General features: G+C 71.9%; 14 protein-coding genes and 1 tRNA gene. 9 read left to right on the top strand and 6 right to left on the bottom strand.

Annotation, left to right across the window (positions count from 1 at the left end):
* Together QZV97_RS18660 and QZV97_RS18655 are read left to right on the top strand one after the other, a co-directional pair.
* Positions 1-173: tyrosine-type recombinase/integrase (locus QZV97_RS18660; RefSeq protein WP_295646168.1), on the top strand; the 173-nt coding region annotated here is incomplete at its 5' end.
* 28 nt (positions 174-201) lie between these two features.
* On the top strand, positions 202-1,395 hold the full coding sequence (locus tag QZV97_RS18655) for a class I SAM-dependent methyltransferase (RefSeq protein WP_295646155.1): 1,194 nt from the start codon (positions 202-204) through the stop codon (positions 1,393-1,395).
* Here QZV97_RS18655 and QZV97_RS18650 read toward each other — a convergent pair whose 3' ends face one another.
* Genes QZV97_RS18650 through QZV97_RS18640 form a run of 3 tightly spaced genes read right to left on the bottom strand, consistent with a single transcriptional unit; the run spans position 1,396 to position 3,279 of the window.
* Entirely contained in the window at positions 1,396-1,827 is a 432-nt protein-coding gene (locus QZV97_RS18650; protein ID WP_295646152.1) for a potassium channel family protein, read from the bottom strand. It lies immediately after the preceding gene.
* Between the two features lie 13 nt (positions 1,828-1,840).
* Positions 1,841-2,290, bottom strand: coding sequence for an rRNA maturation RNase YbeY (gene ybeY / locus QZV97_RS18645; RefSeq protein WP_295646149.1), 450 nt, complete (start codon positions 2,288-2,290; stop codon positions 1,841-1,843).
* A 23-nt stretch (positions 2,291-2,313) separates the two neighbouring features.
* Complete coding sequence (locus QZV97_RS18640) at positions 2,314-3,279, bottom strand: PhoH family protein (protein WP_295646164.1); 966 nt, start codon at positions 3,277-3,279, stop codon at positions 2,314-2,316.
* Between the two features lie 108 nt (positions 3,280-3,387).
* On the opposite strand from QZV97_RS18640, the gene QZV97_RS18635 reads away from it, so the two are divergent.
* The 3 genes from QZV97_RS18635 (at position 3,388) to ruvA (ending at position 6,565) form a co-directional block, all read left to right on the top strand.
* Positions 3,388-5,217, top strand: a complete 1,830-nt coding sequence (locus QZV97_RS18635) for an ATP-binding protein (protein WP_295646146.1) — start codon at positions 3,388-3,390, stop codon at positions 5,215-5,217.
* A gap of 72 nt (positions 5,218-5,289) precedes the next feature.
* Positions 5,290-5,949 (top strand): response regulator transcription factor, encoded by a 660-nt coding sequence (locus QZV97_RS18630; protein WP_295646161.1) that lies wholly within the window; start codon positions 5,290-5,292, stop codon positions 5,947-5,949.
* Between the two features lie 40 nt (positions 5,950-5,989).
* Positions 5,990-6,565: a Holliday junction branch migration protein RuvA gene (gene ruvA, locus QZV97_RS18625; protein ID WP_295646144.1), complete on the top strand. Its 576-nt coding sequence runs from the start codon at positions 5,990-5,992 to the stop codon at positions 6,563-6,565.
* Here the strand turns inward: ruvA and mutY are convergent.
* The 3 genes from mutY to mutM all read right to left on the bottom strand — a co-directional run bounded on the left by mutY (position 6,534) and on the right by mutM (position 10,592).
* On the bottom strand, positions 6,534-7,628 hold the full coding sequence (mutY, locus tag QZV97_RS18620; RefSeq protein ID WP_295646142.1) for an A/G-specific adenine glycosylase: 1,095 nt from the start codon (positions 7,626-7,628) through the stop codon (positions 6,534-6,536). The genes ruvA and mutY overlap by 32 nt on opposite strands.
* Positions 7,625-9,631, bottom strand: a complete 2,007-nt coding sequence (locus QZV97_RS18615; protein ID WP_295646139.1) for a dynamin family protein — start codon at positions 9,629-9,631, stop codon at positions 7,625-7,627. Before QZV97_RS18615 ends, mutY begins: the two co-directional genes overlap by 4 nt.
* A gap of 145 nt (positions 9,632-9,776) precedes the next feature.
* Positions 9,777-10,592, bottom strand: a complete 816-nt coding sequence (gene mutM / locus QZV97_RS18610) for a bifunctional DNA-formamidopyrimidine glycosylase/DNA-(apurinic or apyrimidinic site) lyase (RefSeq protein WP_295646137.1) — start codon at positions 10,590-10,592, stop codon at positions 9,777-9,779.
* Between the two features lie 55 nt (positions 10,593-10,647).
* Here mutM and QZV97_RS18605 point away from each other — a divergent pair, with 55 nt between their 5' ends.
* From QZV97_RS18605 to QZV97_RS18590, 4 genes are all read left to right on the top strand, one after another.
* Complete coding sequence (locus QZV97_RS18605; RefSeq protein ID WP_295646134.1) at positions 10,648-12,450, top strand: tetratricopeptide repeat protein; 1,803 nt, start codon at positions 10,648-10,650, stop codon at positions 12,448-12,450.
* Complete coding sequence (locus QZV97_RS18600) at positions 12,447-12,974, top strand: outer membrane lipoprotein LolB (RefSeq protein ID WP_295646130.1); 528 nt, start codon at positions 12,447-12,449, stop codon at positions 12,972-12,974. Before QZV97_RS18605 ends, QZV97_RS18600 begins: the two co-directional genes overlap by 4 nt.
* A gap of 15 nt (positions 12,975-12,989) precedes the next feature.
* Positions 12,990-13,841: a 4-(cytidine 5'-diphospho)-2-C-methyl-D-erythritol kinase gene (gene ispE, locus QZV97_RS18595; protein WP_295646158.1), complete on the top strand. Its 852-nt coding sequence runs from the start codon at positions 12,990-12,992 to the stop codon at positions 13,839-13,841.
* Between the two features lie 55 nt (positions 13,842-13,896).
* Positions 13,897-13,973 (top strand) — tRNA-Gln (locus QZV97_RS18590).
* Positions 13,974-13,975: the final 2 nt, after the last annotated feature.

Genomic DNA, 13,975 nt, shown 5'->3' with positions numbered 1-13,975 from the left:
TGCTGCGCCACAGCTACGCCTCGCACCTGCTGCAGTCCAGCGGCGACCTGCGCGCGGTGCAGGAACTGCTGGGCCACGCCAACATCACGACGACGCAGGTCTACACCAAGCTCGACTTCCAGCACCTCGCCAAGGCCTACGACGCGGCGCATCCGCGGGCGCGCAAGAAGTGAGGCGCTGGCCGCGACGACAATCGCGGCCATGAAATCCATCCGCCTGCGCCCCGGCAAGGAGCGCTCGCTGCTGAGGCGCCACCCCTGGGTCTTCGAGGGCAGCATCGCCACGGGCCGCGCCGACCCCGGCGAGACCGTGCGCGTCGATGCCGCCGACGGCAGCTTCCTCGCCTGGGCTGCCTACAGCCCGGCCTCGCAGATCCGCGTGCGGGCCTGGAGCTTCGACGCGGCCGAGCGCATCGACGCGGCCTTCTTCGCGCGCCGCGTGCAGCGCGCGGTGGCGATGCGCGAGCGTCTCGCGATCGACAGCGACGCGCTGCGGCTCGTGCATGGCGAAGCCGACGGCCTGCCTGGCCTGGTCGCCGATCGCTACGGCGACACGCTGAGCGTGCAGTTCCTGAGCGCCGGCGTCGAGCGCTGGAAGGCCGCGATCGCCGAGGCACTGCTGGCCGCCACCGGCTGCACGCGGCTCTACGAGCGATCGGACGCCAGCGTGCGCGAACTCGAAGGCCTGCCGCCCGCCACCGGCTGGTTGCGCCGACCGGATGCGGACGGCGGCGCGACCGAACTGACGATCCGCGAGCACGGCTGGCGCCTCACCGTCGACGTCGCCGAGGGCCACAAGACCGGCTACTACCTCGACCAGCGCGACAACCGCCTGCGCTTCATGCAGTTCGTCCGCCAGTTCGGCTGTCGCCGCGTGCTGAACTGCTACAGCTACACCGGCGGTTTCTCGGTGGCGGCGCTGGCGGGGGGCGCGGCGCAGGTGACGAGCGTCGATTCGTCGGCGCCCGCGCTGGCGCGCGCCCGGGCGCACGTGGTGCTGAACGGCCACGACGCGGCCGCGCACGAGGCGCTGGACGCCGACGTCAACGCGACGCTGCGCCGGCTGATCGACGAGGGTGCCGGCTTCGACGCGATCGTGCTCGATCCGCCGAAGTTCGCGCCGACGGCCAGCCATGCCGAGCGGGCGGCGCGCGCCTACAAGGACATCAACCGGCTGGCGCTGAAGCTGCTGGTGCCGGGCGGGCTGCTGCTGACGTTCTCGTGCTCCGGCGGCGTCGATGCCTCGCTGTTCCACAAGATCGTCGCCGGCGCCGGGCTCGATGCCGGCGTCGATGGCTACCTGCTGGAGCGGCTGGAGGCCGCGCCCGACCACCCGACGACGATCACCTTCCCCGAGGGCGAGTACCTGAAGGGTCTCGCGATCCTGAAGACGTGATCAGCGATCGCGGCGTTTCCAGTAGCGCTCCATCTCCAGGTAGAGGAAGGACGCCGACCAGCCGATCAGCAGCAGGCCGTTGAGCGCCTCCACGCCGGCCAGCAGCCGCACCGGCCCTGACGGCACGACGTCGCCGAAGCCCAGCGAGGTGTAGGTCTCGGCCGAGAAGTACAGCGCGCTGCCGAGGTCCGGCGCCGCGCTGCCGCCCAGCGCGCCATGCCCGGCAGTCGCGATCAGCAGCCAGTAGCCGGCGCCGTAGAGCAGGATCTCGGCGCCGTGGCCGACGAAGCAGCCCAGCACCGCGACCACCAGCTTGGCGCGGCCCGGCCAGCGCAGCCGCTCGAGCGCGCGCGTCAGCCAGCTCAGCACCTCGTAGTGCATCAGCGTCGTGGCGACGATCAGCAGCACGCAGCTGGCGACGACCAGGGGCATGGCGCGGGCGCTCTCAGGCGTAGGGGTCGGCGTAGCCGAGCGCGCGCAGCAGCTCGGTCTCGCGCGCTTCCATCTGCCGCGCCTCGTCCTCGTCCTCGTGGTCCCAGCCCTGCGCATGCAGCGCGCCGTGCACCACCAGGTGGGCGTAGTGGGCCTCGAGCGGGCGCCGCTGCTCGAGGGCCTCCTGCTCGACCACCGGGGCGCACAGGATCAGGTCGGCGACGACCACCGGCTCGCTCTCGTAGTCGAAGGTCAGCACGTTGGTCGCGTAGTCCTTGCGGCGGTAGTCCCGGTTCAGGACGCGGCCCTCGTCGGCACCGACGATGCGCACGGTGATCTGCGCCGGCGCCTCCAGTGCGGCACGGATCCAGCGCGCGACCTTGTGGCGCGGCAGTTGCGCGCGGTGGCTCGCGTCGGCGAACTGCAGCGACAGCGTCAGCGGCGGAGAGGTCGCGGCGGCCATGCCCGGTGTCGGTCGGTCGTCGTTCAGTCGCCGCGCTTCGCGGCGGCCTCGTAGGCCTCGACGATGCGTGCCACCAGCGGGTGGCGCACCACGTCGGCGGCGGTGAAGCGCGTCATCGCGATGCCCTTCACGCGCCGCAGCACCTGCTCGGCCTCGACCAGGCCGCTTTCCACGCCCTTGGGCAGGTCGATCTGGCTCACGTCGCCGGTCACCACGGCCTTGGAGCCGAAGCCGATGCGCGTGAGGAACATCTTCATCTGCTCGGTGGTCGTGTTCTGCGCCTCGTCGAGGATGACGAAGGCGTGGTTCAGCGTGCGCCCGCGCATGAAGGCCAGCGGCGCGATCTCGATCGTGCCCTTCTCGAAGGCCTTGGTCACGCGCTCGAAGCCCATCAGGTCGTAGAGCGCGTCGTACAGCGGCCGCAGGTAGGGATCGACCTTCTGCGCCAGGTCGCCGGGCAGGAAACCCAGGCGCTCGCCGGCCTCGACCGCGGGGCGGGTGAGGATGATGCGCTGCACGGCGCTGCGCTCCAGCGCATCGATCGCGCAGGCCACGGCCAGGAAGGTCTTGCCGGTGCCGGCCGGACCGATGCCGAAGGCGATGTCGTGCTCGAGGATGTGGCGCAGGTACTGGGTCTGATTCGTCGTGCGACCGGCCAGGTTGGCGTGGCGGGTGCGCAGCACGATCTCGCTGTCGGCCGCGGCCGCGCCCTTGCCGTCGGTGCGCGCGGCCGGTTGCGCGGCCTCGACCAGCGCGAGCTGGAACGCCTCGGGCGCGATCGGCTTCCTGGCGCGGTCGTACAGGCTCTGCAGCAGCGCGGCGGCGCGCTCGGCCTGGGCCTTCGGGCCATCGATGGCGAAGGATTCGTTGCGCCGCGTGATGCCGACGCCGAAGGCGGCCTCGATCTGCCGCAGGTGCTCGTCGAGCGTGCCGCACAGGTGGGCGAGGCGGGCGTTGTCGAGCGGGATGAAGGCGTGGCGCAGGATCACGGCGTCGGCGGGGCGGTTGGAGCCGCGATTGTCGCGCGCCCCTGCTTCGGGGGTGCGGCCCGTCGAGGCCAGCGCGCCGCCAGGATGCATCCTGCACAATCGCCCGCCATGTTGCGCCTCGCTCTCCTGCTGGCAGCGCTGGTCGGGCTCGCCGGCCCGGCCGGCGGGGCCGACGAGGCTGCGCTGCTGACCCTGCGCCAGGCCCAGGCGCTGAGCGTGCCGGCGCCGACCCTGGCGCCCCCGGACGGCGGCCACTACGTGCCGCAAGCCCTGCCCGACGACTGGACCGGGCCGAGCGGGCCGGGCGAGCAGGTCCGGTGGTACCGCCTCGACTTCGATCCGCCGCCCGTGCCGGCCGCCACGCTGCTGGCCGTCTACCTGCCGCGCGTCTGCTCCAACCTCGAGGTGCATCTGAACGGGCAGCTGCTGTACCGCGGCGGTCGGCTGCGCGAGCCGGTGACGCGCAACTGCTACCGCTCGCAGCTGATCTCGCTGCCGGCCGGGCTGCTGACCGCGAGCGGCAATCGCCTCGACATCCAGGTGGTCGGCTTCGCCTTGCCGCGCGTGTCGGGCCGCCAGCGCGCCGGGGGCCTGTCGGAGGTGATCGTCGGGCCGCACCCGCTGCTGGCGGACCGCCACGAGCGCCAGGTGTTCTGGAACGTCACGCTGGCGCAGATCATCGCGGCGACGCTGGTGATGGTCGGCGTGGTGATGCTGGCGCTGGCCTGGGTGCGCCGGGCCGGCTACCTGTTCTATTTCGGCGTCGTGGCCATCGGCTGGGCGATGCTGAGCTCGCGCGTCTGGTGGCGCGACATCCCGCTGGCGCACGGCACGCTCGAGCTGCTGAGCTGCATCGCCTTCGTGCCGCTGTCGGTGTGCGCGCTGCTCTTCCTGCTGCGCTACTGCGGCGTCGCCAACCGCAAGCTCGACCTCGCGCTGTGGAGCCAGTGCCTGCTGCTGCCGGCGCTGCTGCTGGCGTTGGGGCCGGAGCGCCTGTTCACCGGTGCGGCGATCTGCTATTCGCTGCTGGCGCTCGAGGTCTTCGTCACGATCGGCTATTTCCTGGCCCACGCGTGGCGCACGCGCCGCGAGGAGTTCTGGCTGCTCGGCAGCATCCTCGGCCTGGTCGCGGTGGTGGTGGCCATCGAGGTCGGCATCCAGGACCGCGTCTTCGACCTGCCGCACGTCCACGTGATCCACTTCGCGATCCCCGTGCTGTTCTGTGCGCTGGCCTTCCGGCTGGTGCAGACCTTCGCCCAGGCGCTGACGACCGCCGAGGCCGCGCGTCAGCAGCTCGAGCAGCGCGTGCACGAGATCTCGGCCGAGATCGAGCGCAACTTCTCGCACCTGGCCGAGGTGCGGGTCGAGCAGGTGGCCGAGAAGGAGCGCAAGCGCATCGCCGCCGACCTGCACGACGACCTGGGCGCCAAGCTGCTGACCATCGTGCACACCAGCACCGACGAGCGCATCTCGACGCTGGCGCGCGAGGCGCTCGAGGAGATGCGGCTGTCGGTGCGCGGCATCGCCGGCAAGCCGGTGCAACTGACCGACGCGCTGGCCGACTGGCGTGCCGAGACCGTGTCGCGCCTGGGCGATGCCGGCATCGAGATCGAGTGGCAGAGCAGCGAGCCGGCAACGCCTCGCACGCTGGCCGCGCGCTCCTATGTGCAGACCACGCGCGTGCTGCGCGAGGCCACCAGCAACCTGATCAAGCACAGCGGCGCATCGCGTGCGGTGGTGCAGGTCAAGGTCGACGAGGAGTTCCAGCTGGTGATCCGCGACAACGGCCGCGGCATCCCGCTCGAACTCGACGGCCGACTGGACCGCGGCCACGGCATGGCGAGCATGAAGCAGCGGGCCAAGCAGATGCAGGGCCAGTGCCTCGTCGAGTCGGGGCCCGGCTATGGAACCGTGATCCGCCTCACGCTTCCGCTGTGAGTCCCTTGCCACGATCGCGCAATCCGGCATGGAAGTTTGTGCAGCGGCTGCTACGATGAAGGCGTGAGCGAGATGACCCATATCCTGTTGCTCGAAGACCTGCCCGAGATCCGCGTCTGGCTCAAGGCGCTGGCCCTGCAGGTGTTTCCGCAAGCCCAGATCACCGAGGCGGCGCGCGTGCACGACGCGCGCGAGCAGATCAGCGCGCAGCGCTTCGACCTGGCCCTGGTCGACCTCGGCCTGCCCGACGGCTCCGGCGTCGAGGTCGTCGCCGCCTTGCGCGACGCCCAGCCCGAGGCGCAGTCGGTCGTCGTCACCATCCACGACGACGACGATCACCTCTTCCCGGCCCTGCAGGCGGGCGCCTTCGGCTACCTGCTGAAGGAGCAGTCGCGCGAGCAGCTGGCCGAGCAGTTGAAGCGCATCAGCCAGGGCGAGCCGCCGCTGTCGCCGTCGATCGCGCGCCGCGTGATCCAGTACTTCGCGGCTCAGCAGCGCAGCCAGTTCCGCGAGAAGACGCCGCTGATGCCGGGCGTCACGCTGACCGAGCGCGAGAACGAGGTCCTGCTGCGCGTGGCCAAGGGCTACACGCTGCCCGAGATCGGCGTGCAGCTGAACCTGTCGCGCCACACCATCGCCGACTACGTGAAGCAGATCTACCGCAAGCTCAACGTCAGCTCGCGGGCCGAGGTGGCGCTGGAAGCGCAGCGCCTGGGCCTGTTCCGCAGATAGCCTGCCGCCTCGCGCGGCCCGTCGCGGATACTCCGCGGCCATGATCGGTCGTTTGACTGGCCTGCTGGCCGACAAGTCCCCCCCGCAGATCCTGCTCGACGTGAACGGCGTCGGCTACGAGCTCGACGTGCCGATGAGCAGCTTCTTCAACCTGCCGGCCGTCGGCGAGCGGGTGACGCTGCTGACGCACTTCGTCGTGCGCGAGGACGCCCAGGTGCTGTTCGGCTTCCTCACGCCGGGCGAGCGCGACACCTTCCGCCAGCTCATCAGGATCTCCGGCGTCGGGCCGCGCACGGCGCTGTCCCTCCTTTCGGGGCTGAGCGTGGGTGACCTGGCCCAGGCGGTGACGGCGCAGGACGCGAGCCGTCTGGTCAAGGTGCCGGGCATCGGCAAGAAGACCGCCGAGCGGCTGCTGCTGGAACTGAAGGGCAAGCTCGGCGCCGACCTCGGCCCGGCCGGCGGCGCGCCGGCGAGCGACGCACAGGCCGACATCCTGCAGGCGCTGGTCGCGCTGGGCTACAGCGAGCGCGAGGCGCAGGCAGCGGTCAAGGCCCTGCCGGCCGACACCGGCGTCAGCGAAGGCATCAAGCGCGCGCTGAAGGCGCTGGCGAAGTAGCGGCCAGCAGCCGCGCCAGCGGCGCCGGGATGCCCAGCTGGTGCAGCGCGTCGAGCGGCACCCAGCGGCCGGCGCCGAGCTGCGACGCGAGGTCGAGCTGCCCGGGCAGCAGCGCGCGTCGTGGATGCAGGGTCCAGTCGAAGTGCGTCAGCGCGTGTTCGACGCGCGGCTGCGGCTCGGGTGCGATGCCGAGTCCGCGTGACGCGGCGTCGAGCGCGGCCTCGTCGTCGAACATCGGCAGGCTCCACAGGCCGGCCCAGACGCCGGTCGGCGGCCGCTGCTGCAGCCAGACCGCGCCGGGCGCCTCCAGCCACAGCCACCAGTTCTCGCGTCGCGTCCGCTTGAGCTTGCGGCTCTTGACCGGGTAGGCCTCGGGCCGGCCCTCTTGCCGTGCGACGCAGGCGTCCTGCACCGGGCACAGCAGGCAGTTCGGCTTGCGGGTCAGGCAGACGGTCGCGCCCAGGTCCATCAGACCCTGGGTGTAGGCGGGCATGTCGGCGGCGTCGGCCGGCAGCAGTTCGCAGGCGCGGATCCACAGCGCGCGCTCGTGCCGGGTGCTCGCGAGGTCGTCGCCGAAGCCGAGCGATCGCGCCAGCACGCGCTTGACGTTGCCGTCGAGGATGGCCGCGCGCTGGCCGAAGCAGAAGGCCGCGATCGCCGCCGCCGTCGAGCGGCCGATGCCGGGCAGGCCGGCCAGGGTCTCGGCGTCCTCGGGCCAGCGGCCGCCATGGTGGTCGACGACGGTCTGCGCGCAGCGATGCAGGTTGCGCGCGCGGCTGTAGTAGCCCAGGCCGCTCCACGCGGCCAGCACCTCGTCGAGCGGTGCGGCCGCCAGCGTGGCGACGTCGGGAAAGCGCTGCAGGAAGCGCGCGTAGTAGGCCAGCACCGTCGTGACCTGGGTCTGCTGCAGCATCACTTCGGACAACCAGACGCGGTAGGGGTCGCGCTGTCCCTGCCAGGGCAGACCGTGGCGGCCGTGGCGGCGCTGCCAGGCGACCACGCGAGCGGCGAAGTCGCCTCCGGCGACGTCGCGCGACGCCGGCCGATGCGGCGCGGCGCTCAAGCGCGCGCCGGATCGGGTTCGAGGTCGAGCAGCAGGTCGATGCCCGCGGCCGCCGACGACTCCTTCGGGTCGGCGGGCTGCGCCTGCGCGGGGTCGGCGTGCTCGCGCGCGCCGCGCGCCAGCTCGGCCAGGCGCTGCTGCAACTGCTGCAGGCGCTGGTCCTGGGTTTCGAGCTCGGCGAGCCGGGACTCCAGTTCGCCGGCCGCGGTCTGGATGCGCTCCAGCGCCTCGCGGCGCTTCTTGAAGCCGCGCCGGCGATCGCGCAACTGGGTGTCGATCTGGGCCGAGGCGGTCTTGTTCCAAAGCTCCAGCTCGCCGCTGGCGCTTTCGAAGACGACGCGCAGCCGTGACACCAGCATGCGGCGGAACTGCTCGAGGAAGCGCTCCTGCGTCAGCTTCAGTGCCTGGGTCAGCCCCAGGTACTGCACGTAGTTGCGCTCGATCAGGTCGAGGTCGGCGACGAAGCGACCGAGGTCGGGCTTGGGCGCGGCCATCAGGCTGAAGCCGTACTCGGTGTTCAGCGTCTCGAACGAGGCTTGCAGCATCGCGTGGATCTCGTCGCCGCGCGCCTGCGCCCGCGTCATGCGCTCGCGCAACTGGCTGCACAAGGTGAGGAAGGCCTTGCGCGCGCCCAGCTGCAGCAGCGAACTGCGGATGCTGTCCTGCATCTCGTTGACGTGCTCGCGCAGGCGGTCGCTGGCCAGGTCGAGCAGGGCGTCCTTGAGCATGCGCGTGTGGACGACGCGCATGGCCTGCAGGCGCGAGATGCAATGCTCGAACTCGGCGGCTTCGGTGTCGACGCGCTTGAGCATCAGCTTGACCTTGGCGCTGTTCTTGCCGCGCAGGCCGCGCAGCTCGAGCAGCTGCTCGGCGAGCTGGCGGCGGCGGTCGGTGAGGCGGCGACCGACCTGCTGCTCGACGCGCGCGATGCCCTGCACGCCGACCTGCGCCAGCATCTGCTGGCGCTGCGGCAGCAGTCGCTCGTTGAGTGCGGCCTCCAGCGCCGGCAGGCGGCTCACATCGAGCGCAGCGTCGTCGCCGGCGACGCGAGCCGTCAGGGCCTGCTTGGCCGACAGCGGAAAGACGCGTTCGCGCGGCAGCTGCAGCGTGTTGGCGACGTCGATGCACTGCCGCTCGATCTGGGCCTCGGTTTCCTCGGGCGTGCTCAGCACGTCGGCCAGGGTGTCGATCTTGTTCAGCACCACGTAGCGGCTGACGCCCGGCGCGTTGAGGTGGTCGCGCCAGATCGCCAGGTCGGACTTGGTGACGCCGGTGTCGGCGCCCAGCACGAAGACCGTGGCGTGCGCACCCGGCAGCAGCCCGACGGTGAGCTCGGGCTCGGCGCCGATCGCGTTGAGGCCCGGCGTGTCCAGCACGACCAGCCCACGTTGCAGCAGCGGGTGCGGCAGGTTGATCAGCGCGTGGCGCCAGGCCGGGATCTCGACCAGGCCCTGCGCGTCGATCGGCGGGTTGTCGTCGGGCGCGTCGTCGTGCCAGAAGCCGAGGTCGCGCGCGGTGTCCAGGCTGACCTGGCGGGTCTGCGTGACCTGCAGCAGCGCCTGGGCCAGGCCTTCGGTATCGCCCAGGTCCAGCGGCGTCAGCTTCCAGGCCTTGGGCTGGCGACGCAGCTCGGCCAGCGAGTGGCCCTGCAGGCGCGTCTCGATCGGCAGCATCGCCATGCCCGGCGGTTCGTCGGCCTCGTAGCCGAGCTCGACCGGGCACATCGTCGTGCGGCCGGCGGTGGCGGGGAGGATGCGCCGTCCGGTGTCGGCGAAGAAGATCGCGTTGATCAGCTCGGACTTGCCGCGCGAGAACTCGGCGACGAAGGCCACCACGAGCTTCTCGCCGGCGAGGCGCTGGCGCAGCGACTCCAGGACGTCGGCGGCCGGATCGTCGAGCAGTTCGTGGTCGCGCAGGAAGCGCGTCAGCTCCCGGACCCGCGACTCGAGCTCGTTGCGCCAATGGCCGAGGGCGTCGACGCTGTGGGCAAACGAGGCAGACATGCGATGGTCCGAAGGCCTTACTGTCGAGAGAGTTTCATGGTATCGCAGGCAGCGCGCCGTGCCCGTGGGCGGCGCGTCACTTGTCACGCTGCCGGCCGATCAAGACGTATGCAGATGTGACAGTGCCGCGGGCCGGCGACCACGCTCAGCGCCGCTGGCAGCGGGCGCAGAAGTAGGTCGAACGCTGGCCCTGGACGATGCGGCGGATGGGCTGTCCGCAGTCGACGCAGGCGAGTCCTTCGCGGTCGTAGACGCGCGCGGCATCCTGGAACTCGCCGTTCATGCCGTGCGCGTCGCGGAAGTCGCGCAGCGTCGATCCGCCCAGCGCCAGCGCCTGCGACAGCACCTGGCGCACGGCGCTCACCAGGCGCTCGCAGCGCGGCCGGCTCAGCCGGTCGGACCGCAGGCGCGGGTCGATGCCGGCGAGGAACAGGGCCTCGGACGCGTAGATGTTGCCGACGCCGACCACGATGTTGCCCGCCAGCAGCGCCTGCTTCACCGCGATGCGCCGGCCGCGCAGGCCGCGGTGGAGCCACTCGGCATCGAAGGCGGCATCGAAGGGCTCGACGCCCAGGCCGGCCAGCAGGCGGCCGCTCAGGCCGTCGCCGGGCGCCGCAGCCCAGACCACCGCGCCGAAGCGGCGCGGATCGGTCAGGCGCAGCAATCCCCGGTCGGTGACGAGGTCGAAGTGATCCCAGGGACCGGGTGCGGCGCCGCCCGGCGACAGGCTCAGCGAGCCGGACATGCCCAGGTGCACCAGCAGGCCGCCCTGGTCGAGAGCGAACCAGAGGTACTTGCCACGCCGCGCGACGTCGGCCACGCGCCGGCCGACCAGCGTCCCCGGCTCGCAGCCCAGCGGCCAGCGCAGCGGCTTGCCGAGCCGGACCGCATCGATGCGCGCGCCGCGCAGTCGATCGACCAGGCTCAGGCGCGTGACTTCCACCTCGGGCAACTCGGGCATGGCTGCGCACTGTAGCGGTGGGTGCATAGAATCGTTTTCGACTCTGGAGTTGCCGATGTCCGCCATCCGTCTTGCTGTGCTGACCCTCGCGGTCGCGGGCCTCTTCGCCACTGCGGCATCGGCGCAGTCCGTCCCGGTGGCCCGGGCTCCCGACGCGGCCGCGAACTCCGCGCTCGATGCGCCGCTGTTCTATCAGCTGCTGATCGGCGAGATCGAGCTGAACCGCGGCGACGCCGGCAGCAGCTTCCAGGTGCTGCTCGACGCGGCGCGCAAGACCCGCGACGAGCGGCTGTTCCGGCGCGCCACCGACATCGCCCTGCAGGCCCAGGCCGGCGACCAGGCGCTGGAAGCCACGCGCGCCTGGCGGCAGGCCGTGCCCCGCTCGCTCGAGGCGCATCGCTACGAGGTGCAGTTGCTGGTGGCGCTGAACCGAAGTGCCGAGACCGCCGTGCCGCTGCGCTCGCTGCTGACATCGGTGTCGACGGAGCAGCGACCCGCGGCCATCGCCTCGCTGCCGGCCTACTTTGCGCGTGCCGCCGATCGCAAGGCGACGGCCGCCGTGCTCGACGAGGTGCTGCTGCCCTATGCCGACGGCCGGGTGGCCGGCGAGCTGCCGGCGACGGCGGTGTCGGCCTGGGTGGCGCTCGGCCGCGCGCGCCTTGCAGCCGGCGAGCCCGCACGGGCCTACGACGCCGCGCGGCGGGCGCAGGCGCTGAACGCGGGCGCCGAGGCAGCCGCGCTGCTGGCCGTCGAACTGCTGCCGACCGAGCCGCGCGCCGAGGCGCTGGTGTCGGCCTTCCTGGACGCGCAACCGCCGGCACCGGTGACGACGCGCAGCGCCGTGCGACTCGTCTATGCGCGATCGCTGGCGATCAGCCAGCGCTACGCCGACGCGGCCACGCAGCTCGAAGTGGTCACGCGCGACGCGCCGCAGTTCAGCGATGCGTGGCTCACGCTCGGGGCCTTGCGCCTGGAGATGAAGCAGCCGGCCGAGGCCGAGACCGCGTTGCGCCAGTTCCTGGCGCGCGCCGAGTCGGCCGAGGCCGCCGCCGACCCAGCCGACGGCGAGGACGAAGAAGCGTCGACGCCGAGCCAGCGCATGGCGCAGGCCTACCTGATGCTGGCCCAGGCGTCCGAGCAGCGGCGCGACTTCAAGGGCGCCGAGGCCTGGCTGTCCAAGGTCGACGGTTCGCAGGCGCTGGCGGTGCAGTCGCGCCGCGCCTCGCTGCTGGCCCAGCAGGGTCGCCTGCCCGAGGGCCGCAGCCTGCTGCGCAAACTGCCCGAACGCACGCCCGACGAGGCGCGTGCCAAGCTGCTGGCCGAAGCCCAGCTGCTGCGCGACCAGAAGCAGTGGTCGTCGGCGCTCGGCGTGCTGGTCGAGGCGAACCAGCGCTTCCGCGACGACACCGACCTGCTGTACGAGCAGGCCATGATGGCCGAGAAGCTCGACCGCATGGACGAGATGGAGCAGCTGCTGCGTCGCGTGATCGCGCTCAAGCCGCAGCAGCCGAACGCCTACAACGCGCTGGGCTACTCGCTGGCCGATCGCAACCGGCGCCTGCCCGAGGCGAAGCAGCTGATCGCCAAGGCCCTCGAACTCGCCCCGAGCGATCCCTTCCTGATCGACAGCATGGGCTGGGTGGAGTACCGGCTCGGCAACCGCGAGCAGGCCCTCCAGTGGCTGTCCCAGGCCTACCGCGCGCGGCCGGACACCGAGATCGCCGCCCACCTCGGCGAGGTGCTGTGGGTCAGCGGCAAGCGCGACGAGGCGCGCCGCGTCTGGGCCGAAGGCCGTTCGCGCGATGCCGGCAACGACGTGCTGAAGGAAACGCTCGCGCGGCTCAAGGTCGACTTGTGAGTCTGAGCCTGGGGCGTGCGGGGCGCCTCGCGGCGGTGCTGTTGTGCGCGGCGCTCGCCGCGTGCGCCGGCGTGGGGCCGAAGTCGGGCGCGGCCGACGTCCTGGCCGGTCGCCTGTCGGTGCAGGTCGAGGGCGACACCAGCCGGTCCTTCAGCGCGGCTTTCGAGCTCGAGGGCTCGCCCGCCGAAGGGCGGCTGACGCTGACCTCGCCGCTCGGCACCCAGGTCGCCAGCGCCGACTGGTCGGCGGGGCGGGTGCGGCTGCGGGCCAGCGACGGCGAGCGCATCTATCCCGATCTCGACAGTCTGGCCGCCGACGCGCTGGGCGAGGCGGTGCCGCTCGCGGCGCTCTTCGATTGGTTGCGTGGTCGTGCCTGGCCGGGCGCGCCCAGCGTGCCGGCCGCCGGCGGCTTCATGCAGCTCGGGTGGTCGGTCGACCTGTCGCGGCACGCCGAAGGTCGGATCGAGGCGCGCCGCGCGTCGAGCCCCGCGGTGGTCGTGCGCGCCAGACTCGACGGCTCCTGAGGCGCTACCGTGAAGATGCTCCACGACGTTCCGGCGCCGGCCAAGCTCAATCTCTTCCTGCACGTCGTCGGCCGCCGCGACGACGGCTATCACCTGCTGCAGTCGGTGTTCGCGCTGATCGACTGGTGCGACACCCTGCACTTCGAGCGGCGCGACGACGGCCTGCTCCGGCGCCACGACCTGACGGCAGCCCTGCCGGAGGACGACCTCAGCCTGCGCGCGGCGCGCCTGCTGCAGCGGGAGAGCGGCTGTCGCCTCGGGGCCGACATCTCCATCGACAAGCAGGTGCCCTGGGGTGCCGGCCTGGGCGGTGGCAGCTCGGATGCCGCCTCGACGCTGCTGGCGCTGAACCGGCTGTGGGCGATCGACTGGCCGCGCGAGCGCCTGCTGGCGCTCGCCGCCCGGCTGGGCGCGGACGTGCCGTTCTTCGTCGGAGGCCGCAACGCCTGGGTCGAGGGCATCGGCGACCGGCTGACCCCCATCGACCTGGCGCCCCGCTGGTGGGCGGTGCTGAAGCCGGCCGTCGCCGTGCCGACCGCGGCCATTTTCGGCAGTCCGACCTTGGTCAGGAACACCGCCGCTGCTACAATATCGAGCTTTCTTGCAGACCCCCCGGGGTTTGGTCACAACGACCTGCAGGGGCCCGCAATGGCCTACAGCGACGAGGTGGCCGAGGCCCTGACGCTGCTGCAGACCCGGTTCGGCAACGGCCGCATGACGGGTTCGGGCAGCGCGGTGTTTGCGGAAGCCGGCACGGGCGATGCACCGCGGTTCGGGATGACGGAGGCCGGCGCGCTTCCGCCCGGCTGGATGGGTCGGATGTGCCGGGGCCTGGAGCGCCATCCGTTGGCGGACTGGGCCGGGTGAACGTCGTGAGGTGAGGCGACAGGGTTTCGGGGGCGGCGCGAGCCGCCTCCTGTGTAGGGGAGTCGCCAAGTTGGTTAAGGCATCGGATTTTGATTCCGACATGCGAGGGTTCGAGTCCTTCCTCCCCTGCCAAA

Origin of the sequence: uncultured Methylibium sp. (genome assembly GCF_902826655.1) — a bacterium.
Taxonomy (GTDB): domain Bacteria; phylum Pseudomonadota; class Gammaproteobacteria; order Burkholderiales; family Burkholderiaceae_C; genus Methylibium.
The sequence above is the reverse complement of the archived record's forward strand: the minus strand, read 5'-3'. Positions and strand labels throughout refer to the sequence as shown.